The sequence below is a fragment of the Pseudomonas sp. FFPRI_1 genome (assembly GCF_055384485.1).
Genome location: NZ_AP029168.1, coordinates 2,598,843 through 2,621,662 on the forward strand (window position 1 = coordinate 2,598,843; position 22,820 = coordinate 2,621,662).

Genomic DNA, 22,820 nt, shown 5'->3' on the forward strand with positions numbered 1-22,820 from the left:
GCAACGAAAAAAGCCGAAGGCTTGTTTCGGATCGATAGCAAAGACCCTGGTCGAAAGACCGGGGTTTTTTGTTTTCGGGATTCATGTTTTTCCGGTGGTTGTCGGCCGCGATGACAAACCATAAAAAAACCGCCTGCATGGCGGTTTTTTTGGGGCTGCGAAAAGCCTTTGCTCAGAAACCGAATTTATCCCGCAGGCTGTAGTACCAGGCGCCCAGGGCGGTGAATGGCGTGCGCAACAGCTGGCCGCCAGGGAAGGGGTAGTGGGGCAGGTCGGCGAAGGCGTCGAAACGCTCTGCCTGGCCGCGCAGGGCCTCTGCCAGGACCTTGCCCGCCAGGTGGGTATAGGTCACGCCATGGCCACTGCAGCCCTGGGAGTAATAGATGTTGTCCCCCAGGCGGCCAACTTGCGGCAGGCGTGACAGGGTCAGCAGGAAGTTGCCGGTCCAGGCGTAGTCGATCTTCACATCCTTGAGTTGTGGGAAGGCCTTGAGCATCTTTGGCCGAATGATCGCTTCGATATTGGCTGGATCACGTGCGCCATAGACCACGCCGCCGCCGAAGATCAGGCGCTTGTCGCCGGAAAGGCGGTAATAGTCCAGCAGGTAATTGCAGTCCTCGACGCAGTAGTCCTGGGGCAGGAGGCTGGCGGCCAGTTCATCGCTCAGGGGCTCGGTGGTGATCACCTGGGTGCCGCATGGCATGGACTTGGCTGCCAGCTCGGGAACCAGGTTGCCGAGGTAGGCGTTGCCAGCGACGATGACGAACTTGGCGCGTACCTTTCCTTCCGGCGTGTGGACCACGGGATTGGCGCCGCGCTCGATGCGCACCGCCGGGGACTGTTCGTACAGAGTGCCGCCGAGGGACTCCACGGCCGCGGCCTCGCCCAGCGCCAGGTTCAGCGGGTGGATATGGCCACCGCTCATGTCGAGCATGCCGCCCTTGTATTGATCGCAGGCCACTACCTCACGAATCCGCCGCTCATCCAGCAATTCCAGCTGGGTGTGCCCGTAGCGCTCCCAGAGGCGCTTCTGGGACTCCAGGTGGCCCATCTGCTTGCTGGTCATTGCCGCGAAGACGCCGCCGTCCTTCAGGTCGCACTGGATCTGATACTTGGCAACGCGCTCGCGGATGATCCTGCCGCCCTCGAAGGCCATCTGTCCCAGCAGTTGCGCCTGCTTGGGGCCGACAGTGCGCTCGATCACGTCAATGTCACGGCTGTAGCTGTTGACGATCTGCCCGCCGTTGCGCCCGGACGCACCAAAGCCGACCTTGGCGGCCTCCAGCACTGTTACGCGAAAACCGTTCTCCAGAAGAAACAGGGCGCTGGACAGGCCGGTGTAGCCCGCGCCGATCACGCAGACATCGGTTTCAACCTCGCCTTGCAGCGACGGCCGCTCTGGCGCCGCATTGGCCGAGGCGGCGTAATAGGACTGTGGGTAAGGAATGTTCGCCATCCTGCGACCTCATGTGTTTAATATATTTTACGAGTGCGCCGATGCTACCTGAGTTGCAAATTGGCTGCCAGACGGGAGCCATAACTTCTTCTCGGCCCTGAAAATAAAAAATTCGCATATTCATAGGCTTAGCTGAAAAAAAGGTGTTGACACCCCTTCGAAATTCCGTAGAATGCCGCCTCACAGCAGGCACGTAGCTCAGTTGGTTAGAGCACCACCTTGACATGGTGGGGGTCGTTGGTTCGAGTCCAATCGCGCCTACCAAACAAAATCCGCTCTGCTGGGCGGTCTAGAAGGGGTTCACCGAAAGGTGAACCCCTTTTTTGTTTCTGGGCATTTTAATGGCTATCGAGTGCTTCGGCGGGCAGTCGGGTCGATGGCCTTTCGTGACTGATCCGGGGACGCCGGATCCGACTGTTCTAACCGGCCGTTCGAAAAGCACTCTGGGCATCAATGCCGCCCTGAACTGTCGATGCAGGAAAGATTAGCGCGCTCAAGTGCGGTGGATGGATTTTAGCCAATACTCGTGCAGCGCCTCGACATTGGCACAGGTCATCAGCGGCATCGCCGTCTTCAACTGGTCATTGGTCCAGTTCCACCACTCCATCTCAAGAAGCAGCTCGATCCTGCGATCGTCAAAGCGTTTGCGCAGTGTCTTGGCAGGGTTGCCGCCGACGATTGCATAAGGTTCGACATCTCGGGTCACCAGGGCGCGTGTGCCTATTACGGCGCCGTGGCCGACCTTGATGCCTGGCATGACAATGGCTTCTGAGCCGATCCAGACGTCATTGCCGATCACGGTGTCGCCGGCGGGTTCATATCCATTCAGTGCTTCGTTAAAGGAGGGTTCCTCATTCATCCAATAGAAGGGGAAGGTGCTGATCCACTCGTTCCGATGGCCCTGATTGCCGGCCATGATGAATGCAGCGCCTGATCCGATCGAGCAGAAGCTGCCAATGATCAGTTGGTCCGCTCCTGCCTCGTGAGAGAGGTATCGCGCGCAATCATCGAAGCTGTGGCTGTGGTAGTAGCCGGAATAGTAGCTGTAGCGACCCACCCGGATATTTGGATGGGTCACCTGCTGCTCAAGTGTGATGCCCTTGAAGGGGCTTTCGAAATAATTGCTCATCGCCGCTCATTCTCCATGTCTTCAGGCGCCTGGCTTTCAGCCGTGCGTTCTATCGTGCGACTGGCAGTCCGGCTTTTCGCCTGGCTGCGCTGACGTACTTGTCTGTTGTGCGGGATGCCAGGAATCGACGGGGTGTTCTGGCACTTGTGGTCTTGATGGGTTAAAAATTTTTTGCACATCATCTCGCTCCTTCGGCTCCCGGAGCGGCAGATGCCCTTGGTGGGGAGCCTGCCGGCTCCTTGTGGCAGGGCTGGTCAGTCCAGGGCAATAAAGGTGCTGCCGTTGAAGGTGCGCCGCGGATTGCCACGCTCGACCCGGTGATGGGCCTCGCGGCGTTGCAGGCGTAGGTCATCTTCGGATTGCTGTTGCCGTGCTGCCAGGCGTTGCTGGATCAGCAGGCGCGCCAGGCGCTTGTTGTCGTGCTGACTGCGCTCGGATTGCACTTTCACGCTGATGCCGGTTGCCAGGTGCGTGGCGCGTACGGCGGAGTCGGTCTTGTTCACGTGTTGCCCGCCCGGGCCCGAAGCGCGCATGGCCTCAAAGCGGATCTCGCCTTCCAGGCTCTCCGCCGGCGCGCTGAACAGTTGCCCGGCAAAGAACCAGTTCTTGCGCTTGTGGCCGGGACGATAGGGGCTCTTGCAGGTCCAGAGCAGGGTGCCTGTCCAGTGCTCGGCAAGGCTTGCTGCCTGATTACCATCAAGGCTGACCAGCACCGATCGGCAGGTGTCGCGAGCCTGGCCGGCAACTCGCTCGACGATGCCGAGGCGTACGCCCCGTGCCTCGGCTTCATCGTGCAGTCGACGCAGGGCCTGAGTCACTGCCAGTTCGCATTCGACCGGCCCCTGGGCGGAAGAAAGCTGTAGAAGAATCATCAGCAGCACCCCCGGCGTTTGTAGGTCAGTACCGGCTTGAGCCGGGCAATGATCTTCACCAGGCCGGCGTCACGCAGGCTGCCCAGGACAGTGTCGATACTCTTGTAGGCTTCGGGAGCCTCCTCGTACATCAGCCCGCGATCTTCACAGATCACCCGGCTGCCCAGTTGGGTCCGTTTGAGCTGATCGAAGCTGAAGCGGTTTGCCAGTCGATCCTTGCAGTCGCTGCGCAGCCATTTGCGCCCGGCGCCATGGGCCAGCGAATAGAGGCTGACTGGCGATGGATCGGGTTTCACCAGGTAGCTGTAGTCTCCGCGAGAGCCGGGAATCACCACCAGGCCCTGGTCCGAAGGTGTAGCGCCCTTGCGGTGCAACCAGCCCGGGACGCCGTCAACGTTCGCCGCGGACACCAGGTTGTGGTTGATGTCCAGGATGCTCCGGCCCTTGGCGCGCAGATTGTGTAGCAGGCGCTGGGCTATCAGGCGGCGGTTGGCTTCGGCGAAGACCAGGGCTTCATCGTGCTCTTGCAGGTAGCGGGCACCGGCTGCGCTGGCCATGTCCAGGCCGTTGTGGCCGTGCTGGTCCATGTGGCGGCGCAAAACGGCCTCTCCCAGGCCGCGAGACCCGCTGTGCACCAGCAGCAACAGGGCTTGTGGATCGAGCTCCAGATCCTGCACAGCCTGGGTGTCGTATACGTCGTCAAGCTGTTGCAGTTCGGCGAAATGGTTGCCGCCACCGATGGTGCCCAGTGAGTGTTCGTGACCGCTGGCAGGAAGCGCCAGTTGTGCGAGGTCCTGGTCCCAGTGTTCATCCAGGGGGCGGTCGATGTTGCCGATTTTCTTTTCCAGCTTGTCGAGGTTCAGGCGCTTGCTGGAAAGATCGGTTTGCCACAGCGCCATGCCGCAGCCGATATCGTTGCCCACCAGTGCCGGATAAATCACCTCGGTGGAAAAAAAAGCCGCGCCTACCGGATAGCCCCGGCCCGGGTGCAGGTCAGGCATGCCGACGACCTGGCGCATGCCGGGCAGTTGTGCGGTGGTGTGCAGTTGCTGGAGCGCTTTGTCTTCGATCCAGGTGGTGTCGGAGGCGATCAGAGAGATGCCGCTCGACAAATGACGGATGCAATTGTCCATGTCCAATTCCTGATTGGAAAAAATAAATTCAGGTAATGGCAGGACGAAGCGGGGTTAAGCGAAGGCGCTATCGGATAGCGGTTGCAGCGTTTAAACCAGGCACGTCCTGCAAGGGGTGATCAGCTGTTGCATGGTGGATCTCCTTGGCAAAAGTGTGGGAAGGGGCGCGAAGGTTAATCTTTTGCCTGGAGGCTGGCAATGGGGTGCGCAAACAAAAGGCACGTTCCCTTATGTCGGCGGTCGTAACTTCATCAGCGTGTTGGGTGAGGACGATCATGCAGACTTTTGGCGAGCGGTTGAAAGAGCAGCGCAAGGCCCTGGGGCTCTCCCAGCAGGAATTTGGTGCTGTCGGTGGGGTCGAGGCCAATGCCCAGGGGCGATACGAGAGCGGTGAGCGCATGCCCAAAACCGATTACCTGATGGCGATCGGTCGCAAGGGTGTGGACCTGCTCTATGTGTTGACGGGGGAGCGCTCCAGGCTGCCCGAGGGCAGCCTGAACACCAATGAGCGCGCCATCATTGAGAATTATCGGCATCTCGATAACGAGGATCAGGAGGCTATCGCCCAGTTGGCAGCCTCCTTGGCCGAGTGCTGAAAACACACCTGAGCCGGCTTTTTCTTCGGTCTGGGCGCCTTTTTTCCGTCGCCTGAGCGATACTCTCGCGTTTTAAGGACGAGGTGACAGCATGCGGGTGTTGATGGCAGTGATGGTGGCGGTCTTGCTGGCGGGTTGTGCGAGCTCCACCATGGACAGGGCTCGAACAGCTGCCCCCAGCAAGACTCTGGCGTCGGCCAAGGCGGATCAGTTGGTAGCGCAGTGCGTGCAGTTCGCCTGGCAGGATGAAGCCGTCTTTGGCGTTGATGCCGCCGCCTATCTGCAAGCTGGCAAGGTCGGTGGATATACCGTGTACACCCGTGGCGCCGAGGTGTTCGTCGATATCAAGGCCGAAGCCTCGGGAACCACTGTTCACTACTACGCAATCGAAGACAGCTATGTCTCGAAACGTCGTTTGGCGGCGTTGGCGACCTGTTTGTAACGCGGCGCGGCTTTTCACTACAGGCGTTCATCTCATCGGTACACAGACCCGGCTCAGGCCGGGTTTTTGTTTTTTGGGGGGGCTGTCCACGGTGAGTTGCACTAATTGAAGCCTTGTTCCCGGGAATGCTCAGGTCTTAGTGTGGCAAAGCGTGTAATACATTGACTATTCCAGGCGTAAGTTTGAACAAGCAAGTCTAAGGGGTGATGGGGTTTGCGCCATTATTAATGTTTTGTCCTGAATGGTTAGTTTGCTGTTTTATGAAAAAAACCAGAAAAAATGCGCTAGGTTTAAAGTGCTCAACATGGAGCAGAAGTTAATTAATCAATGGAGTGAAAGATATGAACAAGCCACAAGCTCAACTTAAACATGGTCGCGTCGTTTCGCCATCCAGCCGCGGTTCGGTAGCCGTGGATCTGGGGCTGCTGGGAACCTGGCAGGTCAACGAAATGGAGGGCGGGAAGAATTTCCCGGCCTTGGGCGCGGGTCCGTTTCCGAAGCCCTACGACAGTGATGTAGCAAGCGTTGCGCCGCCCGCCGACGGCCATATTCTAAGCGGTGGCAAGGTTGATGAACGTGACTGCATCAACTTCACCGATGAAGAAATGACAAAAAAAATCGGACGCCCCTTCACCTGGCCCATGGTCAATGTGGATCCGGGCCAGGTGTTTCAGGTGCAATGGGAATATAGCGCGCCACACGTGACGCGTGGTTACAGCTGGTTCATCACCAAAGATGGCTGGGATCCGAAACAACGTATCAGCCGTGCACAACTGGAGCCGGCGGCTTTCTATAAGGATTTTTATACCGAAGTGCCATTCGATAAATTTGGCTCGGTATTGAAAGCCAAGACGCATCACGAAGTTGTGCTGCCGAAAAATAAGAGAGGCCACCATGTTGTAGTGTTGGTGTGGAACGTTGCCAACACCGGTAACGGCTTTTACCAGGCTTTCGATCTGGACTTCAAATAAGCCCACTTAAGGTTCTTTAACAGTTCTGAAGGATTAGAACGTGAATAAAATCAACTTTGCATTGATCAAGAGTCAAGCGGCGGATGCTGCGTCGCTGATGCCGAGCATTGCCGGCAAGAAAATCCTCATGGGCTTCTGGCACAACTGGGCGGCGGGCCCTGGTGACGGGTACCAGCAGGGCCAGTTCGCCAACCTGAGCCTGCTGGATGTGCCCAAGGAGTACAACGTGGTTGCGGTGGCCTTCATGAAGGGCAACGGCATACCCACCTTCAAGCCCTATAACCTGTCGGATGCCGAGTTCCGGCGCCAGGTCGGCGTGCTCAACAGCCAGGGGCGGGCGGTGCTGATCTCCCTGGGCGGCGCCGATGCGCATATCGAATTGCACAAGGGCAACGAGCAGCCCCTGGCCAATGAAATTATCCGCCTGGTGGAAACCTATGGCTTCGATGGCCTGGACATCGATCTGGAGCAGAGCGCCATCGACTTTGCCGACAACAAGACAGTGCTGCCCGCGGCGCTGAAGTTGGTGAAGGATCACTACGCCGGTCAAGGCAAGCATTTCATCATCAGCATGGCGCCGGAGTTTCCCTACCTGACCAGTAATGGCAAGTACGTGGCTTACCTGCAGGCGTTGGAAGGCTATTACGACTTTGTCGCGCCGCAGTACTACAACCAGGGCGGCGATGGGCTCTGGGTGCAGGAGGCCAATGGTGGACAGGGGGCCTGGATCGCTCAGAACAATGACGCGATGAAGGAGGATTTCCTGTTCTACCTGACCGACAGCCTGGCCTCGGGTACCCGCGGCTACACGCCGATTGCGGCGGACAAACTGGTGATCGGACTGCCGAGCAACGTTGACGCCGCGGCCACCGGCTACGTCGTCGATCCGACTGCGCTGAGCAATGCCTTCAAGCGTTTGCAGGGTGCCGGTCACGCCATCAAGGGCTTGATGACCTGGTCGGTGAACTGGGACGCAGGGATCAGCCGGCAAGGCGTGCACTACAACTGGGAGTTTCGTGATCGCTATGCACCGCTGATTCATGGTGATGGCAGCGAGCCGGAACGTCCCGGAGCTCCAGGCAACCTGCAGGTGCTGGAAAGCGCTCGCAACAGCGTCCGTCTGAGCTGGAGCCTTTCCAGCGGTGTACGTCCGGTGGAGTTCTATACCCTGTACCGCGATGGCCGTGCGGTGGGGCAGACTCCGGCCCAGGTTTTCGAGGACCAGGGATTGAGCGCCGATACCCAGTACAGCTACTTCGTCACGGCCACTGATACTCAAGGGCGCGAGTCCTTGCCCAGTCGTAGCGTGAGTACCCGGACTGCCGGTGGTGTCGTTGACCCGAGTTTTCCCGAGTGGCGCACTAGCCAGCACTATCTCAAGGAAGATGGGGTCACTTATGAAGGCAGCCGTTACCTGTGTCTTCAGGAGCACACCTCGAATCCGGCTTGGACGCCATCCGCGGCCTTTACGCTGTGGAGCAAGGTACTGCTGAAGAGTCACGGCTGAACCGTACAGGTCATTGAGGCTGTAAATGACCGGGCGGCCCATTGCCGATCTTGTTGATCGGCGATGGGCCGCCTTTTTTGTGCAGTGTGCGTCTGCCTCTGGCTCGTTGCAGGTTCGCTGCAGATCGTCTGTTCATGAGCTATTACTGAGCTACCCGAGTCTGTCGAGCAGTCAAGCGGAGATGAGCCCGATGTTGATGCATTGGTTGTTGGCGGCTGTGCATTTGCTGGCGTTTGCCGGCGCTTTTGCTGCGGTGCTGGCACGTGGCTCGGCGTTCAGGCGCTTGGCCGCTGGGCAGGGTGCGCCTCGCGTTGTGTTGCTGGCGGACAATATCTGGGGGCTGGCGGCGCTGGTGTTGCTGGTCACCGGCCTCTTGAGGGCCTTTGGTGGTTATGAGAAAGGCACGGACTATTACCTGCACCAGCCGTTGTTTCATCTGAAGATGGCGTTGTTCATCGCAATTTTGCTGTTGGAAGTCCGGCCAATGATTGCCCTGATCAAGTGGCGCATCGCCCTGGGACGAAGTGGGGCGATCGAGACAGGCCAAGCCGTGTGGTTCGCCCGTGTCAGTCACTTGCAGGCGCTACTGGTGGTATTGCTGGTCGTCGCGGCCAGTGGCATGGCGCGTGGGGTGACCTGGGCTCAGTTGTAAACATTGGTAAGCGGGGGCTGCGTCCAAGTAGGGCTTGAGAGTAGTCTCGCGGCTCGATCAATGTGCAATGGAAGCCTTCGATGTTTCAAATGAATAGCCTGGTTCCAGAGATGCTGGTCTCGGACCTGGAGCGTAGTTTGACTTTCTATCGCGATACTCTGGGTTTCAAGGTGGAGTATCAGCGTCCGGAACACTTCTTTGCCTTTCTATCCTTCAATGGCAGCCAGTTAATGCTCGAGCAGGATGATCAGCAGGAGTCGGCCTGGCGTGTCGGTCCTCTGCAGGCGCCTTTCGGTCGTGGAATGAACTTGTCGATCGAGTGTCCGGATATCCGGCAACTGGCCGCCGCGATGGCGCAGGCCGGTATTGCTTTGCGCAGGGAGATCGAGGAGTGCTGGTATCGGCAGGACGGCGTGTTGTGTGGCCAGTTGAACCTGCTGGTGCTGGACCCGGACGGTTACCTGCTGCGGTTCAATCAGGGATTGGGGTTCAAGGCGGTGGAGCCGGAAGCCGGCAACTGACGGCTGGCCCCGGGGCGACGCCTGCACTGTTATGGCGCCGCGCGCCGGGCACCGGCGGTCGGGTCTGTCGCCTGGAGCAGGCGATGGTCAGTGGTGGGGGGCAATCCAGTGGCTGGGAATCGGCTGTGGCCGCAGTCCGGTCGGGGCATGCGGGCTTTCTGCGGGGCAAAGCTCAAGGCAAGCAAGACGCGCGTTGCGCCAGCCATTGTGCCTGGGCAAAGGGCTGGGGCGCATGCTGTTCAAGGAGTCTCGCGTTTGTCCGGAGCTGTAAGTCCTGCCTGAATGCGTTGATAGATTTCTTCACGGTGTACCGCAACGTCTTTTGGCGCGTTGATCCCGATACGGACCTGTTGGCCACTGACGCCGAGAATGGTGATCGTAATGTCGTCACCGATGTTTATGCTTTCACCGACTTTGCGGGTGAGTATCAGCATGATCTTCTCCTTGATAGCTTTGTAGGGCACCAGATTCAAACAGTGCAGAGGTCGGTCTTAGGTATAGATTAGTGCGAAGTTCCACTGAGTGGGTGCATCTTTCTGACGCGCAGACGATCTATTAATTCCCAAGGCGCAACTATACAGAGGCAATAAATATCAATCTTCCTGTTTCGGCCTGATTTTGTGACAGGGGCTCTTGTGTCTTGAGTGCTAAAATCGGCGCCTCAGACTTTCTAGGGGTAGGTTGTGCGCACAGTAGCGATGATGATGGCGGTATTGGTGTTGGCCGGTTGTGGCGAAGGCAAGCGCGTCGAAGCGAACAAGAGTGCTGCCGCAGCGGTACAGGTTCAGCCGGCCGAAGCCTCCACCGCACCGCAGTGGGATGTGCTGGTGGGTAGCGAGCTGCCCTTGGCGGTGAGTGACCTGACCGGGTGGCTGATCGAGCACGGGATCATGTCCAGCGTGGATACCGTGGAGGGCAAGCGGCGAGTCCTGGTCGGGCCATTCGCGACCCAGGCCGAGGCCGAGGCGAAGCAGGGGGAAATCGTCGAGAAGCTGGCCAAGGCTAAAAAGCGCGATATCGAGGCGACGGTGATCGAGCACCGGGCTGCGCAGTAAGCCTGTTCACGCAACGTCCAATAGTGCCCGCTCCCGGCGGGCGTCTCCCGGTCAGCCACAAGCCTTGAGGTTGACCGCGCCGACGAACTCGTTACCGCGCCCCATCACGCAGGCTACGGTCTGGTTGCGCTGGCGCTCCCAGTCCTGCACTGGGTAGGTCTTGTTCCAGGCCTCGAAGAGCTGCCGATCCTGTTTGGACAGGCGCAGGCCGTACTGCTTGCTCATGTAGAAGTAAGTGCGAGCGATCATGCCGCGGATCGAAGGGCGGGGCATGACCTTCTTGGACTTGAAGTCCACTTGAGTCAGGCATGAGCCGTACTGTCCCGATTGCTCTGGCAGCCAGCCGAAGCTGAAGTTGCTGCGGTCGCCGTTCACTTCGCCAATGCTCGGCACCAGATTGTGCAGGTCGGCTTCGGCACGCTGATAGACCGAATCGCTGCGGGTGCAGTTCTTGCGACCGCCTTGCTGCCAGCACTGACGCTGATGGCCAATCTGCCAAGCCGGCACTATGTGCTCCCATTCGATGCGTTGCGCACGTTTGGCGTTCTTGCGCGGAACGTAGCCGCAGGCCGCCAGGTTGACCCGGTTGCCACTGTACTTGCAGCCGCAATAGAACTCGGTGGATTGAGGGGCATAGAGTTTCCAGGCGACCTTTTTGGCTTCGCTGAAGGTGCGGGGCGCATCGGCCTGGGCGGTGAAAGTAAGAAACAGCAACAGCAAGGCAAAACAGCGAACACTCATTGACTCAATCTTCCTTCGGCACGACCCAGAAAATCTGTACGCCGCCGTCATCGCGATAGGCGAGGGTGACGTTGTCGTTCTCGGCGATTTCCTCCAGCAGGCGTTCCCACTCGTCCTGAGGCTCATCGGCAAGGCGAAAGATCAGCGCGGCCTTGGCTTTCTGTGCGGTGGGGGCGTTGATGATTTTCTGGATGCGCACACCCAGGCGTTCGTAGGAGCTGAGGGGTGTTTGAGTCGTGGCCACGGAACAATCCTTAATAAGCTGTACGTGCATACAGTATTTAACTGTAGGACATTTCGCAACTGCTTATAATTCAAGAAGTTCCTCTGACAACACTTTGTGCATTTATCTCGCTGCACACGCAGATATTTTTACGGGAGGGATGCCGGACTCCGGCATGGGGGGCTGGAGCCACCCGCCCGGGCGGGCGAGTGGTCTGGAGCGTGCCCGACCGGATCCGGTCGAGCGGGGTCCATCAGTATTCCCAGAACATGCGCTGCAGTTCTTTGCTGTCCTGGGTCTTGGTCAGAGCGACCATGGCCAGGATGCGGGCTTTTTGCGGGTTCAGGTCGTGTGCTACGACCCAGTCGTTCTTGTCGTCAGGCTGCTCGGCGTTGCGCAGGACGAAACCGCCGGCGTTGACGTGGGAAGAGCGAATGATCTGTACGCCGTTCTTGCGCAGTTCCTGCAGGGCCGGCACTACGCGAGAGGACACCGAGCCGTTGCCGGTGCCGGCGTGGATGATGGCCTTGGCGCCGGCTTGAGCCAGGGCCTTGTAGGCGGTGTCATCGACATTGCCGTAGCCGTAGGCGATTTCTACGTCAGGCAGGCTCTTGATGTTCTTGATGTCGAATTCCGAATCCATGGTGTGGCGCTTGGCTGGCAGGCGGAACCAGTAGGATTTGCCTTCCACCACCATGCCCAGCGGGCCCCAGGGGCTCTTGAAGGCTTCGGTCTTGATGTTGATCATCTTGCTTACATCGCGGCCGGACTGGATCTCGTCGTTCATGGTCACCAGCACGCCTTTGCCGCGGGCGTTCTTGCTGCCAGCCACGGCCACGGCGTTGTACAGGTTGAGCATGCCGTCAGCCGACATGGCGGTGCCTGGGCGCATGGAGCCGACCACTACGATGGGCTTGTCGGTCTTTTCCACCAGGTTGAGGAAGTAGGCGGTTTCTTCCAGGGTGTCGGTGCCGTGGGTGATGACAATGCCATCGACGTCCTTGCTGTCGGCCAGTTCGGCAACGCGACGACCCAATTGCAGCAGGTTTTCGTTGGTGATGCTTTCCGAGGCAATCTGCATGACCTGCTCGCCACGCACGTTGGCCAGTTGGTTCAGCTCGGGGATGCCGGCGATCAGTTGTTCGATGCCGACCTTGGCCGCTTGATAGGTCGCGCTGTTGGCCGCACTGGCGCCGGCGCCGGCAATGGTGCCGCCGGTGGCGAGCACTACGACGTTAGCGAGTTTCTGTTGAGTTTCAGCTTCTTTGGCGTGTGCTGCCGCAGGCAGAAGCAGAAGGAGGGCCAAAGCGCCCGGGACGAAAGTTTTGAAGGCAGATTTCATTATTTTCTCTCTAGTAGTGAGACGGTGCTGATGCAGGTTCATCTAGAAACACCCCGGCTGCAGATCTGGATGCGGCGGGGCAGCGAGGATTGAGCAGGATCTGTACCAGCGCTACCTTGGCCTGATAAGTATTTTAAGTTACTGATTTATATCAATTTTATTTGTATTTTTTAGCGGCAATGAAGTGGTGTGCGTCCGGGTTTCCGAACGTTTTGCGGGTGGGCGTTCGGCAATCCGAAAATCCCCGTCAGTGGTTCGGCGCAAGGGGGCAGGTGGGCGTCATTAAAGAATGTCGCGAGATGGTCGATGACCCGACAGGATCTTTTTTTCAGGAGTTCATATGTCTCTGTCGGTCGGATTTCCTGGCGCAGGAGCGATTTTGATCAATGGCAAGTCGCCGGCGACCATTGATGCATTGAGTAACGCCACTGCCGAGGAGGCGTCCACGGCGCTGGGCACTGATGAGTCGGGCCCCCTCCGGGTTGGCTCCAGCAAGCAGGCCGAAAAGTCCGAAGCCGCAGACTCGGGTGGAGATAATCAGAGTATCGTCGTCAAGATACTGCTCAAGCGCATGCAAGAGTTGCAGGAGCAGCTCAAGCAGCAGCAACAGCAACTGGCTGCCGCCCAGGCCGCCGACTATCCGACCCCTGAAGCCAAGCAGACCGTGGTCATGGGGCTTCAAGGGCAGATCGCCCAAACCAACGGTGCCCTGGCAGAGGTATCGGGCAATCTGGTTCGGGAGCTGGCCAAGGACTCCTCCTCCGGTGGTCTGGTCAACACCACCGCATGACCCTCAGAACCTGTTCGACACTGCGCTACGGACAGTTTCCTCTTCTCGTACAGCCGGGTTTTGCCCCCTGTCGTTGTTCTATTTCCAGACTCTGATCGGCGTTGACAAACTCTGGCGAGGTTCGCATAGTTCGTTTTACGCAAACGTTTGCGCGGTCTTTGGATAACGACAATCGTCTATCTTTCCAAGGTGCGGCAGCGGCCTCTCATCCATGCTGGTGACGGCCTGCTCACCCTGCCGTGCGAACGCTGCTCACAATAATCATAAGATCGGAGTGAATTCATGAAGCTGCCCTTCGCTGGACGTCTGCTCGCTGTTGCTGTCCTGGCCGCCGCATCCGCTGCCCTTCCTCTCTCTTCGGCCCATGCCGACACGGCGCAAAAGCCCAAGGTCGCCCTGGTCATGAAGTCCCTGGCCAACGAATTCTTCCTGACCATGGAAGATGGTGCCAAGGCGTATCAGAAAGACCATTCCGCCGATTTCGACCTGGTGTCCAACGGCATCAAGGATGAAACCGATACCGCCAACCAGATCCGTATCGTCGAGCAGATGATCGTCTCCAAGGTCAACGCCCTGGTGATTGCCCCGGCTGACTCCAAAGCCATGGTGCCGGTGATCAAGAAGGCGGTAGACGCCGGGATCACGGTCATCAACATCGATAACCAGCTCGACCCCGGCGTGTTGAAAAGCAAGAACATCAGCGTGCCTTTCGTGGGGCCGGACAACCGCAAGGGCGCGCGTCTGGTGGGCGAATACCTGGCCAAGCAGCTGAAGGCCGGCGACGAGGTGGGGATCATTGAAGGAGTCTCCACCACCACCAATGCGCAGCAGCGCACCGCCGGCTTCAAGGATGCCATGGAGGCCGCGCAGATCAAGGTGGTTTCACTGCAGTCCGGCGACTGGGAAATCGACGCGGGCAACCGTGTGGCCGCGGCCATGCTCAGTGAGTACCCGAACCTCAAGGCGCTGCTGGCCGGCAACGACAGCATGGCCGTGGGCGCGGTTTCCGCCGTGCGTGCTGCTGGCAAGGCTGGCAAGGTGCAGGTTGTGGGCTACGACAACATCAATGCCATCAAGCCGATGCTCAAGGATGGCCGGGTCCTGGCTACCGCCGACCAGTTCGCTGCCAAGCAAGCGGTGTTTGGCATCGAGACGGCACTGAAGATCCTCAAGGGCGAGAAGGTCGACAGCGGCACCAATGGCGTGATCGAAACTCCGGTTGAGCTGGTCACCCAGTAGTCTTTCCAGCGGTACAACGGCGCTCGCCCGACCGGGCGGGCGCATGGAGATTTTCCTATGTCAGTTTCCGCTGCGAACGCTGTCCTCTCGGTCAGCGGCATCGGCAAAACCTATGTGCAACCGGTATTGACCGGCATCGACCTGACGCTGATGCGCGGGGAAGTGCTGGCGCTGACCGGTGAGAACGGCGCCGGCAAGAGCACCTTGTCGAAGATCATCGGTGGCCTGGTCAGCCCCACCACTGGCCACATGCAGTTCAATGGCCAGGACTACCGTCCGGGCAGTCGGACCCAGGCCGAGGAGTCCGGTATCCGCATGGTGATGCAGGAGCTCAACCTGCTGCCGACACTGTCAGTGGCCGAGAACCTGTTCCTTGACAACCTACCCAGCACGGGCGGCTGGATCAGTCGCAAGCAACTGCGCAAGGCGGCGATCGAGGCCATGGCGCAGGTCGGCCTGGATGCCATCGACCCCGACACCCCGGTGGGCGAACTGGGCATTGGGCACCAGCAGATGGTGGAGATCGCCCGCAACCTGATCGGCGATTGCCACGTGCTGATTCTCGACGAGCCAACCGCCATGCTCACTTCCCGCGAGGTGGAAATGCTCTTCGAGCAGATCACTCGCCTGCAGGCCCGTGGTGTGTCGATCATCTACATCTCCCATCGGCTGGAAGAGCTGGCCCGGGTGGCCCAGCGCATTGCCGTGCTGCGCGACGGCTGTCTGGTCTGCGTCGAGCCCATGGCCAACTACAACAGCGAGCAGCTGGTGAACCTGATGGTGGGCCGCGAGCTGGGCGAACACATCGACTTGGGCGAGCGCAATATCGGTGCCCCGGCGTTGACTGTCAGCAATCTCAGTCGCTCGGACAAGGTTCGCAATGTGTCCTTGGAGGTGCGCAGCGGTGAGATCTTCGGGATTTCCGGGCTGATCGGGGCAGGGCGCACCGAGCTTCTGCGGCTGATCTTCGGGGCTGATGTTGCCGACAGCGGCAGCATTGCCCTGGGTACGCCGGCGCGACCGGTGAGCATTCGTTCTCCAGTCGACGCCGTCGCCAATGGTATTGCGTTGATCACCGAGGACCGCAAGGGCGAGGGGCTGCTGCTCACGCAGTCCATCAGCGCCAATATCGCCCTGGGCAACATGCCGGCGATCTCCAGCGGTGGTCTGGTCAGGCCCCAGGATGAAGGGCAATTGGCCCAGCGCCAGATCGACGCCATGCGCATTCGCAGTTCCAGCCCGGCGCAACTGGTGTCCGAGCTGTCCGGTGGCAATCAGCAGAAAGTGGTGATCGGCCGCTGGCTGGAGCGCGACTGTTCGGTGTTGTTGTTCGACGAGCCGACCCGTGGCATCGATGTCGGTGCCAAGTTCGACATCTATGGCCTGTTGGGCGAGCTGACTCGCCAGGGCAAGGCGTTGGTGGTGGTGTCCAGCGACCTGCGAGAGCTGATGCTGATCTGCGATCGCATCGGGGTGCTTTCCGCTGGGCAATTGATCGAGACCTTCGAGCGCGACAGCTGGACCCAGGACGAGTTACTGGCTGCCGCATTTGCCGGCTATCAAAAACGAGATGCGCTGCTCAATGAAGCGGCGCCTAGGAATGCCTCATGAAAACTGCACCTGCGAGCGCCAAGCGCGGCGGCCATTACTACGGCCTTGGCACATACCTGGGATTGGCCGGCGCGCTGTTGGCGATGATCGTGCTGTTCTCCCTGCTTAGTAGCCATTTTCTCTCCTATGACACCTTCAGTACCCTGGCCAACCAGATTCCCGACCTGATGGTGCTGGCAGTGGGCATGACTTTCGTCCTGATCATCGGTGGCATCGATCTGTCGGTGGGCTCGGTACTGGCCCTGGCCGCCTCGGCGGTCAGTGTGGCGATCCTCGGCTGGGGTTGGAGCGTGGTGCCCGCGGCGCTGTTGGGCATGGCTTGCGCGGCGCTGGCCGGAACCATCACCGGTTCGATCACTGTGGCCTGGCGTATTCCGTCGTTCATCGTTTCCCTGGGCGTGCTGGAAATGGCCCGTGGCGTCGCCTACCAGATGACCGGCTCGCGCACGGCCTATATCGGGGATGCCTTTGCCTGGTTGTCGAATCCAATTGCCTTTGGCATTTCACCGTCGTTTATCATTGCCCTGCTGATTATCTTCCTGGCTCAGGCGGTGCTGACCCGCACCGTGTTCGGCCGCTATCTGATCGGCATCGGAACCAACGAAGAGGCGGTGCGCCTGGCGGGGATCAATCCCAAGCCCTACAAGATCCTGGTGTTCAGCCTGATGGGGCTGCTGGCAGGCATTGCTGCGCTGTTTCAAATTTCTCGCCTGGAAGCGGCAGACCCGAATGCGGGCTCCGGTCTGGAGCTGCAGGTCATCGCCGCGGTGGTGATCGGCGGCACCAGCCTGATGGGCGGACGTGGTTCGGTGATCAGTACCTTCTTCGGCGTCTTGATTATTTCCGTGCTGGCTGCAGGCCTTGCGCAAATCGGTGCAACGGAGCCGACCAAGCGCATCATCACCGGTGCAGTCATCGTGATTGCCGTGGTGCTGGACACCTATCGCAGCCAGCGCGCCAATCGGCGGGTTTGATTCATGGCAACAATCAAGGATGTGGCGGCGCTGGCGGGGATTTCCTACACCACGGTGTCCCATGTGCTGAACAAGACGCGTCCGGTCAGTGAAGAGGTGCGGGTCAAGGTCGAGGCGGCGATCCAGCAACTGGACTATGTGCCCAGCGCGGTGGCGCGTTCGTTGAAGGCCAAGACCACGGCGACCATCGGCTTGCTGGTGCCCAACAGCCTCAACCCGTACTTTGCCGAGCTGGCCCGAGGAATTGAGGATTACTGCGAGCGCAACGGCTACTGCGTGATCCTCTGCAATTCCGACGATAATCCGCAGAAGCAGCGCAACTACCTGCGGGTGTTGCTGGAAAAGCGCATCGACGGCCTGATCGTGACCTCTGCCGGTGGAGACAGCGGCCTGGCCCAGGGGTTGGCCGGTGTGCGCACGCCAATGGTGATTGTCGACCGTGGGCTGGAAGGGGTGGATGCGGACCTGGTGCGTATCGATCACCACCATGGCGCCTATCTGGCCACCCGGCACTTGCTTGAGCTGGGGCATCGGGACATTGCCTGTATTGGTGGCCCGGCCAACACCAGTGTGGCGCAGATGCGTCTGGCCGGGTTTCACCAGGCGCTGCAAGAGGCGGGGGTCGAGGTGCCTGCGGGGCGCATCCTGGAGAGCGATTTCAGCAGTACCGGCGGTTACCGTGCGGCGGCGCAGTTGCTGGAACGGGATCCGCCGAGCGCGATTTTCGCCGCGAACGACATGATGGGCATCGGTGTATTGCGGGCAGCGGCGGAACGCAATATTCGCGTGCCCGGCGAACTTTCAGTGATCGGGTTCGACGATATTCTCATGAGCCGTTATGTCTTCCCGGCACTGACCACGGTTGGCCAGTCGATCCTGCAGTTGGGGGAGACCGCGGCGGAGTTGTTGTTGCGGCGGATCGCTAGCCGAGATCTGCCGGTCGACCAGCGAATCGTCACGCCGAATATTGTCCTGCGGGAATCGACAGCGCCGCTCAGTGGCGCCTTTGCCGAATACCGCTGAACCGAATTGATGAGTAATGATGTATGCCAGCAAAAGTAGTGGTAGTGGGTAGCCTCAACATGGACCTGGTGACTCGGGCCGAGCGCTTGCCTCGAGGGGGAGAGACGCTGCTCGGCAAGTCTTTCGCCACCGTATCCGGCGGCAAGGGGGCCAACCAGGCGGTGGCGGCGGCGCGCCTGGGGGCGCAAGTGTCTATGATCGGTTGTGTCGGCGATGACGCCTATGGCGGGCAATTGCGCGATGCCTTGCTCGCCGAACAGATCGATTGCCAGGCGGTGAGCGTGGTCGAGGGTTCCAGTGGCGTGGCCCTGATCGTGGTGGATGACAGCAGTCAGAATGCAATCGTCATCGTCGCCGGTGGCAATGGCCGGCTCGCTCCCGAGACGGTCGCGGCTTTTGATCCAGTGTTGCAGCAGGCCGAGGTGATCATCTGCCAGCTTGAAGTACCACTGGCAACGGTGGGCTACACCCTCAAGCGCGGGCGTGAACTGGGCAAGACGGTGATTCTCAACCCGGCGCCCGCCAGCGGCCCGCTGCCCGTCGAGTGGTATAGCTCGATTGACTACCTGATTCCCAACGAGAGCGAAGCATCGGCCCTCAGCGGATTGCCGGTGGATTCCCTGGCGAGCGCCGAAGCGGCGGCCGGGCGCTTGATCGCGGCGGGTGCCGGCAAGGTCATCGTCACGCTGGGTGCGCAAGGCTCATTGTTTGCCAATGGCAGCAGTTTCGAGCACTTTCCGGCGCCCAAGGTCAGGGCGATCGATACCACGGCGGCCGGGGATACCTTCGTTGGAGGTTTTGCCGCGGCCCTGGCGAACGGCAGGAGCGAGGCTGAGGCCATTCGCTTTGGCCAGATCGCCGCCGCCCTCTCAGTGACGCGCGCTGGTGCGCAGCCTTCCATTCCCTCGTTATCCGACGTTCAGGCGTTTGTCCCCTCATGAAGAAAACACCCTTGCTCAACATTGCCCTGTCACGCTTGGTGGCCTCCCTGGGGCACGGCGATATCGTGGTGATCGGCGATGCCGGCCTGCCGGTGCCACCCGGTGTCGAGTTGATCGATCTGGCGCTGACCCATGGCGTTCCCGATTTTCTCGGCACCCTCAAGGTGCTGCTCAGCGAGATGCAGGTGGAGCGCCATGTGCTGGCCGAAGAGATTCTGCTCAAGCAACCGACACCACTGCCAGCCCTTGAAGCCTTGACCGCCAGCGCTGAGCTGGGTCAACGCCAGCTTTTGAGCCACGAGGATTTCAAGGTGCTCACTCGACAGGCCCGTGCAGTGATTCGCACGGGAGAGTGCCAGCCGTATTGCAACATCGCCCTGATTGCCGGGGTGACCTTCTAGGCCGCTTTCAGGCTTTTCCTTAACTTGCACAAGGAGTGCGCCATGCGCCGCTATGCTCAGCTGTTTCATCACTGGTTTCGGAGTCTGTTGCTCTTGTCTCTGCTCACTGCTACCGGCGCTCAGGCGGCGGAAAAAATCGATCTGATCATCGACACCGATCCGGGGGCCGATGATGTGGTGGCCCTGCTGTTTGCCCTGGCCTCGCCCGAGGAGTTGCAGATCCGGGCCTTGACCACCGTGGCAGGCAACGTGCGCCTGGACAAGACATCGCGCAACGCTCGGTTGGCGCGTGAATGGGCTGGGCGCGAAGAAGTGCCGGTCTATGCCGGGGCGCCAAAACCGCTGCTGCGTGCGCCGATCTATGCCGAGAACATCCACGGCAAGGAAGGCATTTCCGGTGTGACCGTGCATGAGCCCAAGGCGCCACTGGCCCAGGGCAGCGCGATCAACTACCTGATCGACACGTTGCGCGCAGCCAAGCCCCACAGCATCACCATCGCCATGCTCGGTCCGCAGACCAACCTGGCACTGGCGCTGATCCAGGCGCCGGACATTACCCAGGGCATCAAGGAAGTGGTGGTCATGGGTGGTGCGCATTTCAACGGCGGCAATATCACCCCGGTGGCCGAGTTCAACCTGTTCGCCGACCCTCAGGCGGCGAAGGTGGTACTCAAGAGCGGGGTCAAGTTGACCTACCTACCGCTGGACGTGACCCACAAGGTGCTGACCAGCGAGGCGCGCCTGAAGAAGATTGCCGCGTTGAACAATAACGCCAGCAAAGTGGTGGGCGATATTCTCAATGAATACGTCAAGGGCGACATGGAGCACTATGGCATTCCTGGCGGCCCAGTGCACGATGCGACCGTGATCGCCTACCTGCTCAAGCCCGAGCTGTTCAGCGGGCGTCAGGCCAATATGGTAATCGACAGTCGTGAAGGGCCTACTTTTGGCCAGACCATTGTCGACTGGTATGACGGCTTGAAGCAGGAAAAGAACGTATTCTGGGTCGAGAACGGCGATGCTCAGGGTTTCTTTGACCTGCTCACCGAGCGCCTGGCGCGTTTGAAGTAAACAGTGCCCCCGCAGGCGCCTGCCTGCGGGGTTCTATTCCCGTTCCGGGGCTTGTGCGCCCAGGTGATCGGCGGGGTATTTCTCGAATACCTGCTCGATAAACGCCAGGGCAGACTGAGTCCCCAGTTCCTTGACCAGCAGGTCTATGCCAATGATCGCCAACTCCTCTGCGCTCCCCGGGCTGTAGGAACACTGGCCCTGGGGCCATTTGGCTTTGATGTCGGCGTCGATACTCACGGTGGCCATGACAGTCTCACGAATTCGGATAAGGCGGGCGTCAGGGAAATCCTGGGCGATGCTTGCTACCGCGCAGAGTTAACCATGTTGCCGGGCGTTTGGCACTCCGACTTAGGCATCAGGCTCGGGGCTATGCGACACTTGCATTTTTCCTGTGATCAAGGAAGCCGGTGTGCAAATCGATTTGAACCAGCCCGATGCCCTGACCCTGGAGGCGGTGCGCCAGCTACTGGCTTCGGCCAGCGATAACGCGCATACCCAATTGCGGGTGACCAAAAGCGGGATTGCCTACATTTCTTCGGGAGTGGTGGGTGGGGTCGAGATCGAGGGGCTGCTGTTTCGCCTGGAGACCTGGGCCGCCGGATCCGGTTATGTGGGCAATGTGGCAGCCAATGATGAGGTCTGGGTGATGCAGATCTTCAACGCGCTCAAGCAGAACTGGCCGAAGCCTGCGTTCGATTACATCGATATCTATTGAGTGCTGTTCATATTCAGTGACGATTGTCCCCTGAAAGTATGGCGGTAGCTGAGGCAGACTTGCCCGCTGCCCAAGCGATAGGGCAAATGGCCATTTTGTTTTGAAACCAAAGGCCGAATCGGTTGTCGCACGATCTCTGCTTAATTTTGAAAAGGAGGCTTCATGCCTTGGAAGCTCGCTTCATTCGGAACCTTGTTGGCCGCCGTTGTCCTCAGTGGGTGCAGCACCGACGGGTCGACAAAGGCACCTGTGGCCTCGGAGTCCGGGCACACGCGTTGTGAAGCAACAGCCGCTGAATTCGCTATTGGCAAGAAGGCCTCTCCCGAGCTCCTCGAGCAGGCCCGTACTCGCGCTGGAGCGCAGTATGCAAGGTTCCTCAAGCCCAACGACATGATCACCCTGGAATACCGTTCTGACCGCCTGAACCTCAACACTGACGACGCCCTGGTGATAACCCGGGTCAATTGTGGTTGAAGGTTGAGGCTTTTCAGTCGTCCATAAAAAACCCCGTCACATGGACGGGGTTTTTTTAGCTCGCTGAGAAATTACTCAGGGCGAACTTGTGCAGCTTGCATACCCTTTTGGCCTTTCTCAGCCACGAAGGAAACGGTCTGGCCTTCTTTCAGGCTTTTGAAACCGTCGCTTTCAATAGCTTTGAAGTGTACGAACAGGTCGTCACCGCCACCTTGAGGAGTGATGAAGCCGAAGCCTTTTTCATCGTTGAACCATTTTACGGTGCCGGTTTGGCGATTAGACATGGTGTATCTCCAAGAAACATATATTTTCAGTAGTGCTGTGCTGCTCAGGCCAACTGGGCACACCGAGCTATCATAGTCGAAATGTTCGGCTTGGGAGCCCCCTCTGGAAGCTGTTTGCTCGGTGTATCCTTGTGTTTTGCCGCTTAGGTCGGCTGAAGGCCCCGGTTTAAAAGGGTTTCGCCGAAAATAAGCGGAGATAAAAAAACCCGTAAAAGCTGCGTAAATTGTGAAAAAGACCGCGTTTCAGGCTCTCTGGCAAGCCTCGGCGCAGCCCGTTTCGAGCATTGGCGGGTTATTTGGTTACCCGGCAAGCAGCGATGGCATCCAGTGCTCGGGTTCTCAATTCTGCACTCGGCTGCTTGCTCTTGCTCATCAGTTCCTTGATTTCCTCGGTGGTGAATTTCTCATTCAGTTTCTCTGCACCGCAGGCGCAATGTTTCTCGGCGCTTTTGGCGTCGATGCTCTGGCTGGCAGCGGCGGTGCAGTCCTTCATATAGTCGGCACGTGCTCCTGCTGGCCAGGCGGCGTGTGCGCTCAAGGGCAGCAGTAGGGCAAGTGGTGCAGCAAGGGCAAGGGATTTGATCAGACGCATGAGTCGGGTTCTCCTGAAGTCGATAGCAAGGACGACGATTCTCCGGGTATTTGAGGCCCGGCGTA

The 22,820-nt window shown here is 59.4% G+C and carries 28 protein-coding genes and 1 tRNA gene; 18 read left to right on the forward strand and 11 right to left on the reverse strand.

Annotated features, from left to right (window positions below; translation table 11 throughout):
• Nucleotides 1-172 precede the first annotated feature (172 nt).
• Nucleotides 173-1,456 carry an NAD(P)/FAD-dependent oxidoreductase gene (locus tag ACZ5BO_RS11815; RefSeq protein ID WP_025130176.1) on the reverse strand — a complete coding sequence of 428 codons (1,284 nt, stop codon included), beginning with the start codon at nucleotides 1,454-1,456 and terminating at the stop codon, nucleotides 173-175.
• Between the two features lie 187 nt (nucleotides 1,457-1,643).
• Between ACZ5BO_RS11815 and ACZ5BO_RS11820 the strand changes: the two genes are divergently transcribed.
• Nucleotides 1,644-1,720: transfer RNA gene (locus tag ACZ5BO_RS11820), tRNA-Val, on the forward strand.
• Between the two features lie 229 nt (nucleotides 1,721-1,949).
• Here the strand turns inward: ACZ5BO_RS11820 and catB are convergent.
• From catB to ACZ5BO_RS11835, 3 genes are all read right to left on the reverse strand, one after another.
• The gene (catB, locus tag ACZ5BO_RS11825) at nucleotides 1,950-2,585 is read right to left on the reverse strand and encodes a type B chloramphenicol O-acetyltransferase (RefSeq protein ID WP_464699860.1); all 636 of its coding nucleotides are present in this window, start codon (nucleotides 2,583-2,585) and stop codon (nucleotides 1,950-1,952) included.
• A 254-nt stretch (nucleotides 2,586-2,839) separates the two neighbouring features.
• Nucleotides 2,840-3,457 (reverse strand): peptide chain release factor H, encoded by a 618-nt coding sequence (gene prfH / locus ACZ5BO_RS11830; RefSeq protein WP_464699862.1) that lies wholly within the window; start codon nucleotides 3,455-3,457, stop codon nucleotides 2,840-2,842.
• Nucleotides 3,457-4,590: an RNA ligase RtcB family protein gene (locus ACZ5BO_RS11835; RefSeq protein WP_464699864.1), complete on the reverse strand. Its 1,134-nt coding sequence runs from the start codon at nucleotides 4,588-4,590 to the stop codon at nucleotides 3,457-3,459. The genes prfH and ACZ5BO_RS11835 overlap by 1 nt, the downstream gene beginning before the upstream one ends.
• Before the next feature lie 275 nt (nucleotides 4,591-4,865).
• Here ACZ5BO_RS11835 and ACZ5BO_RS11840 point away from each other — a divergent pair, with 275 nt between their 5' ends.
• The 6 genes from ACZ5BO_RS11840 (at nucleotide 4,866) to ACZ5BO_RS11865 (ending at nucleotide 9,279) form a co-directional block, all read left to right on the forward strand.
• Nucleotides 4,866-5,186, forward strand: coding sequence for a helix-turn-helix domain-containing protein (locus ACZ5BO_RS11840; protein ID WP_464699866.1), 321 nt, complete (start codon nucleotides 4,866-4,868; stop codon nucleotides 5,184-5,186).
• 91 nt (nucleotides 5,187-5,277) lie between these two features.
• Nucleotides 5,278-5,628 carry a hypothetical protein gene (locus ACZ5BO_RS11845; RefSeq protein ID WP_025130171.1) on the forward strand — a complete coding sequence of 117 codons (351 nt, stop codon included), beginning with the start codon at nucleotides 5,278-5,280 and terminating at the stop codon, nucleotides 5,626-5,628.
• 341 nt (nucleotides 5,629-5,969) lie between these two features.
• A complete protein-coding gene (locus ACZ5BO_RS11850; RefSeq protein WP_464699868.1) occupies nucleotides 5,970-6,599 on the forward strand; it encodes a lytic polysaccharide monooxygenase auxiliary activity family 9 protein in 630 nt (209 codons plus the stop codon).
• 40 nt (nucleotides 6,600-6,639) lie between these two features.
• Nucleotides 6,640-8,106, forward strand: coding sequence for a carbohydrate-binding protein (locus tag ACZ5BO_RS11855; protein ID WP_464699870.1), 1,467 nt, complete (start codon nucleotides 6,640-6,642; stop codon nucleotides 8,104-8,106).
• A gap of 190 nt (nucleotides 8,107-8,296) precedes the next feature.
• A complete protein-coding gene (locus ACZ5BO_RS11860) occupies nucleotides 8,297-8,758 on the forward strand; it encodes a DUF2214 family protein (RefSeq protein WP_464701235.1) in 462 nt (153 codons plus the stop codon).
• An 80-nt stretch (nucleotides 8,759-8,838) separates the two neighbouring features.
• Nucleotides 8,839-9,279, forward strand: a complete 441-nt coding sequence (locus tag ACZ5BO_RS11865) for a VOC family protein (protein WP_464699872.1) — start codon at nucleotides 8,839-8,841, stop codon at nucleotides 9,277-9,279.
• A gap of 239 nt (nucleotides 9,280-9,518) precedes the next feature.
• Here ACZ5BO_RS11865 and csrA read toward each other — a convergent pair whose 3' ends face one another.
• On the reverse strand, nucleotides 9,519-9,713 hold the full coding sequence (gene csrA / locus ACZ5BO_RS11870) for a carbon storage regulator CsrA (protein ID WP_007920550.1): 195 nt from the start codon (nucleotides 9,711-9,713) through the stop codon (nucleotides 9,519-9,521).
• A gap of 264 nt (nucleotides 9,714-9,977) precedes the next feature.
• Between csrA and ACZ5BO_RS11875 the strand changes: the two genes are divergently transcribed.
• The gene (locus ACZ5BO_RS11875) at nucleotides 9,978-10,334 is read left to right on the forward strand and encodes an SPOR domain-containing protein (protein ID WP_029978548.1); all 357 of its coding nucleotides are present in this window, start codon (nucleotides 9,978-9,980) and stop codon (nucleotides 10,332-10,334) included.
• Nucleotides 10,335-10,385: 51 nt separating this feature from the next.
• Here ACZ5BO_RS11875 and ACZ5BO_RS11880 read toward each other — a convergent pair whose 3' ends face one another.
• From ACZ5BO_RS11880 to ACZ5BO_RS11890, 3 genes are all read right to left on the reverse strand, one after another.
• On the reverse strand, nucleotides 10,386-11,075 hold the full coding sequence (locus ACZ5BO_RS11880; RefSeq protein WP_025130165.1) for an endonuclease: 690 nt from the start codon (nucleotides 11,073-11,075) through the stop codon (nucleotides 10,386-10,388).
• Between the two features lie 4 nt (nucleotides 11,076-11,079).
• A complete protein-coding gene (locus ACZ5BO_RS11885; RefSeq protein WP_051586102.1) occupies nucleotides 11,080-11,349 on the reverse strand; it encodes a DUF1654 domain-containing protein in 270 nt (89 codons plus the stop codon).
• Between the two features lie 202 nt (nucleotides 11,350-11,551).
• Nucleotides 11,552-12,640 (reverse strand): asparaginase, encoded by a 1,089-nt coding sequence (locus tag ACZ5BO_RS11890; protein WP_025130163.1) that lies wholly within the window; start codon nucleotides 12,638-12,640, stop codon nucleotides 11,552-11,554.
• Between the two features lie 340 nt (nucleotides 12,641-12,980).
• Between ACZ5BO_RS11890 and ACZ5BO_RS11895 the strand changes: the two genes are divergently transcribed.
• From ACZ5BO_RS11895 to ACZ5BO_RS11930, 8 genes are all read left to right on the forward strand, one after another.
• Nucleotides 12,981-13,430, forward strand: a complete 450-nt coding sequence (locus tag ACZ5BO_RS11895; RefSeq protein WP_464699876.1) for a hypothetical protein — start codon at nucleotides 12,981-12,983, stop codon at nucleotides 13,428-13,430.
• A 282-nt stretch (nucleotides 13,431-13,712) separates the two neighbouring features.
• Entirely contained in the window at nucleotides 13,713-14,669 is a 957-nt protein-coding gene (locus tag ACZ5BO_RS11900) for a sugar ABC transporter substrate-binding protein (protein ID WP_025130161.1), read from the forward strand.
• A 57-nt stretch (nucleotides 14,670-14,726) separates the two neighbouring features.
• Nucleotides 14,727-16,280 (forward strand): sugar ABC transporter ATP-binding protein, encoded by a 1,554-nt coding sequence (locus tag ACZ5BO_RS11905; protein ID WP_464699878.1) that lies wholly within the window; start codon nucleotides 14,727-14,729, stop codon nucleotides 16,278-16,280.
• Nucleotides 16,277-17,254 carry an ABC transporter permease gene (locus tag ACZ5BO_RS11910; protein WP_025130159.1) on the forward strand — a complete coding sequence of 326 codons (978 nt, stop codon included), beginning with the start codon at nucleotides 16,277-16,279 and terminating at the stop codon, nucleotides 17,252-17,254. Before ACZ5BO_RS11905 ends, ACZ5BO_RS11910 begins: the two co-directional genes overlap by 4 nt.
• A 3-nt stretch (nucleotides 17,255-17,257) precedes the next feature.
• Nucleotides 17,258-18,277, forward strand: coding sequence for a LacI family DNA-binding transcriptional regulator (locus ACZ5BO_RS11915; RefSeq protein ID WP_464699880.1), 1,020 nt, complete (start codon nucleotides 17,258-17,260; stop codon nucleotides 18,275-18,277).
• 23 nt (nucleotides 18,278-18,300) lie between these two features.
• The gene (gene rbsK, locus ACZ5BO_RS11920) at nucleotides 18,301-19,218 is read left to right on the forward strand and encodes a ribokinase (protein ID WP_464699882.1); all 918 of its coding nucleotides are present in this window, start codon (nucleotides 18,301-18,303) and stop codon (nucleotides 19,216-19,218) included.
• Nucleotides 19,215-19,619 (forward strand): D-ribose pyranase, encoded by a 405-nt coding sequence (gene rbsD / locus ACZ5BO_RS11925; RefSeq protein WP_464699884.1) that lies wholly within the window; start codon nucleotides 19,215-19,217, stop codon nucleotides 19,617-19,619. The genes rbsK and rbsD overlap by 4 nt, the downstream gene beginning before the upstream one ends.
• A gap of 42 nt (nucleotides 19,620-19,661) precedes the next feature.
• Entirely contained in the window at nucleotides 19,662-20,690 is a 1,029-nt protein-coding gene (locus tag ACZ5BO_RS11930) for a nucleoside hydrolase (RefSeq protein ID WP_464699886.1), read from the forward strand.
• A gap of 33 nt (nucleotides 20,691-20,723) precedes the next feature.
• Here the strand turns inward: ACZ5BO_RS11930 and ACZ5BO_RS11935 are convergent, their stop codons facing one another.
• The gene (locus ACZ5BO_RS11935) at nucleotides 20,724-20,936 is read right to left on the reverse strand and encodes a hypothetical protein (RefSeq protein ID WP_025130154.1); all 213 of its coding nucleotides are present in this window, start codon (nucleotides 20,934-20,936) and stop codon (nucleotides 20,724-20,726) included.
• Between the two features lie 163 nt (nucleotides 20,937-21,099).
• On the opposite strand from ACZ5BO_RS11935, the gene ACZ5BO_RS11940 reads away from it, so the two are divergent.
• Both ACZ5BO_RS11940 and ACZ5BO_RS11945 read left to right on the forward strand, forming a co-directional pair.
• A complete protein-coding gene (locus ACZ5BO_RS11940; protein WP_025130153.1) occupies nucleotides 21,100-21,405 on the forward strand; it encodes a hypothetical protein in 306 nt (101 codons plus the stop codon).
• Between the two features lie 162 nt (nucleotides 21,406-21,567).
• Nucleotides 21,568-21,879 (forward strand): I78 family peptidase inhibitor, encoded by a 312-nt coding sequence (locus tag ACZ5BO_RS11945; RefSeq protein ID WP_025130152.1) that lies wholly within the window; start codon nucleotides 21,568-21,570, stop codon nucleotides 21,877-21,879.
• A gap of 71 nt (nucleotides 21,880-21,950) precedes the next feature.
• Here the strand turns inward: ACZ5BO_RS11945 and ACZ5BO_RS11950 are convergent, their stop codons facing one another.
• Nucleotides 21,951-22,163, reverse strand: coding sequence for a cold-shock protein (locus ACZ5BO_RS11950; protein WP_003179963.1), 213 nt, complete (start codon nucleotides 22,161-22,163; stop codon nucleotides 21,951-21,953).
• A 292-nt stretch (nucleotides 22,164-22,455) separates the two neighbouring features.
• The gene (locus tag ACZ5BO_RS11955; RefSeq protein WP_025130151.1) at nucleotides 22,456-22,755 is read right to left on the reverse strand and encodes a hypothetical protein; all 300 of its coding nucleotides are present in this window, start codon (nucleotides 22,753-22,755) and stop codon (nucleotides 22,456-22,458) included.
• Between the last annotated feature and the right edge of the window lie 65 nt (nucleotides 22,756-22,820).

Coding starts and splice junctions, on each gene's coding strand:
- ACZ5BO_RS11815 (WP_025130176.1), bottom strand. CDS start 1,456: ATGGCGAACATTCCTTACCCACAGTCCTATTACGCCGCCTCGGCCAAT.
- catB (WP_464699860.1), bottom strand. CDS start 2,585: ATGAGCAATTATTTCGAAAGCCCCTTCAAGGGCATCACACTTGAGCAG.
- prfH (WP_464699862.1), bottom strand. CDS start 3,457: ATGATTCTTCTACAGCTTTCTTCCGCCCAGGGGCCGGTCGAATGCGAA.
- ACZ5BO_RS11835 (WP_464699864.1), bottom strand. CDS start 4,590: ATGGACAATTGCATCCGTCATTTGTCGAGCGGCATCTCTCTGATCGCC.
- ACZ5BO_RS11840 (WP_464699866.1), top strand. CDS start 4,866: ATGCAGACTTTTGGCGAGCGGTTGAAAGAGCAGCGCAAGGCCCTGGGG.
- ACZ5BO_RS11845 (WP_025130171.1), top strand. CDS start 5,278: ATGCGGGTGTTGATGGCAGTGATGGTGGCGGTCTTGCTGGCGGGTTGT.
- ACZ5BO_RS11850 (WP_464699868.1), top strand. CDS start 5,970: ATGAACAAGCCACAAGCTCAACTTAAACATGGTCGCGTCGTTTCGCCA.
- ACZ5BO_RS11860 (WP_464701235.1), top strand. CDS start 8,297: ATGTTGATGCATTGGTTGTTGGCGGCTGTGCATTTGCTGGCGTTTGCC.
- ACZ5BO_RS11865 (WP_464699872.1), top strand. CDS start 8,839: ATGTTTCAAATGAATAGCCTGGTTCCAGAGATGCTGGTCTCGGACCTG.
- csrA (WP_007920550.1), bottom strand. CDS start 9,713: ATGCTGATACTCACCCGCAAAGTCGGTGAAAGCATAAACATCGGTGAC.
- ACZ5BO_RS11875 (WP_029978548.1), top strand. CDS start 9,978: ATGATGATGGCGGTATTGGTGTTGGCCGGTTGTGGCGAAGGCAAGCGC.
- ACZ5BO_RS11880 (WP_025130165.1), bottom strand. CDS start 11,075: ATGAGTGTTCGCTGTTTTGCCTTGCTGTTGCTGTTTCTTACTTTCACC.
- ACZ5BO_RS11885 (WP_051586102.1), bottom strand. CDS start 11,349: ATGCACGTACAGCTTATTAAGGATTGTTCCGTGGCCACGACTCAAACA.
- ACZ5BO_RS11890 (WP_025130163.1), bottom strand. CDS start 12,640: ATGAAATCTGCCTTCAAAACTTTCGTCCCGGGCGCTTTGGCCCTCCTT.
- ACZ5BO_RS11895 (WP_464699876.1), top strand. CDS start 12,981: ATGTCTCTGTCGGTCGGATTTCCTGGCGCAGGAGCGATTTTGATCAAT.
- ACZ5BO_RS11900 (WP_025130161.1), top strand. CDS start 13,713: ATGAAGCTGCCCTTCGCTGGACGTCTGCTCGCTGTTGCTGTCCTGGCC.
- ACZ5BO_RS11905 (WP_464699878.1), top strand. CDS start 14,727: ATGTCAGTTTCCGCTGCGAACGCTGTCCTCTCGGTCAGCGGCATCGGC.
- ACZ5BO_RS11910 (WP_025130159.1), top strand. CDS start 16,277: ATGAAAACTGCACCTGCGAGCGCCAAGCGCGGCGGCCATTACTACGGC.
- ACZ5BO_RS11915 (WP_464699880.1), top strand. CDS start 17,258: ATGGCAACAATCAAGGATGTGGCGGCGCTGGCGGGGATTTCCTACACC.
- rbsK (WP_464699882.1), top strand. CDS start 18,301: ATGCCAGCAAAAGTAGTGGTAGTGGGTAGCCTCAACATGGACCTGGTG.
- rbsD (WP_464699884.1), top strand. CDS start 19,215: ATGAAGAAAACACCCTTGCTCAACATTGCCCTGTCACGCTTGGTGGCC.
- ACZ5BO_RS11930 (WP_464699886.1), top strand. CDS start 19,662: ATGCGCCGCTATGCTCAGCTGTTTCATCACTGGTTTCGGAGTCTGTTG.
- ACZ5BO_RS11935 (WP_025130154.1), bottom strand. CDS start 20,936: ATGGCCACCGTGAGTATCGACGCCGACATCAAAGCCAAATGGCCCCAG.
- ACZ5BO_RS11945 (WP_025130152.1), top strand. CDS start 21,568: ATGCCTTGGAAGCTCGCTTCATTCGGAACCTTGTTGGCCGCCGTTGTC.
- ACZ5BO_RS11950 (WP_003179963.1), bottom strand. CDS start 22,163: ATGTCTAATCGCCAAACCGGCACCGTAAAATGGTTCAACGATGAAAAA.
- ACZ5BO_RS11955 (WP_025130151.1), bottom strand. CDS start 22,755: ATGCGTCTGATCAAATCCCTTGCCCTTGCTGCACCACTTGCCCTACTG.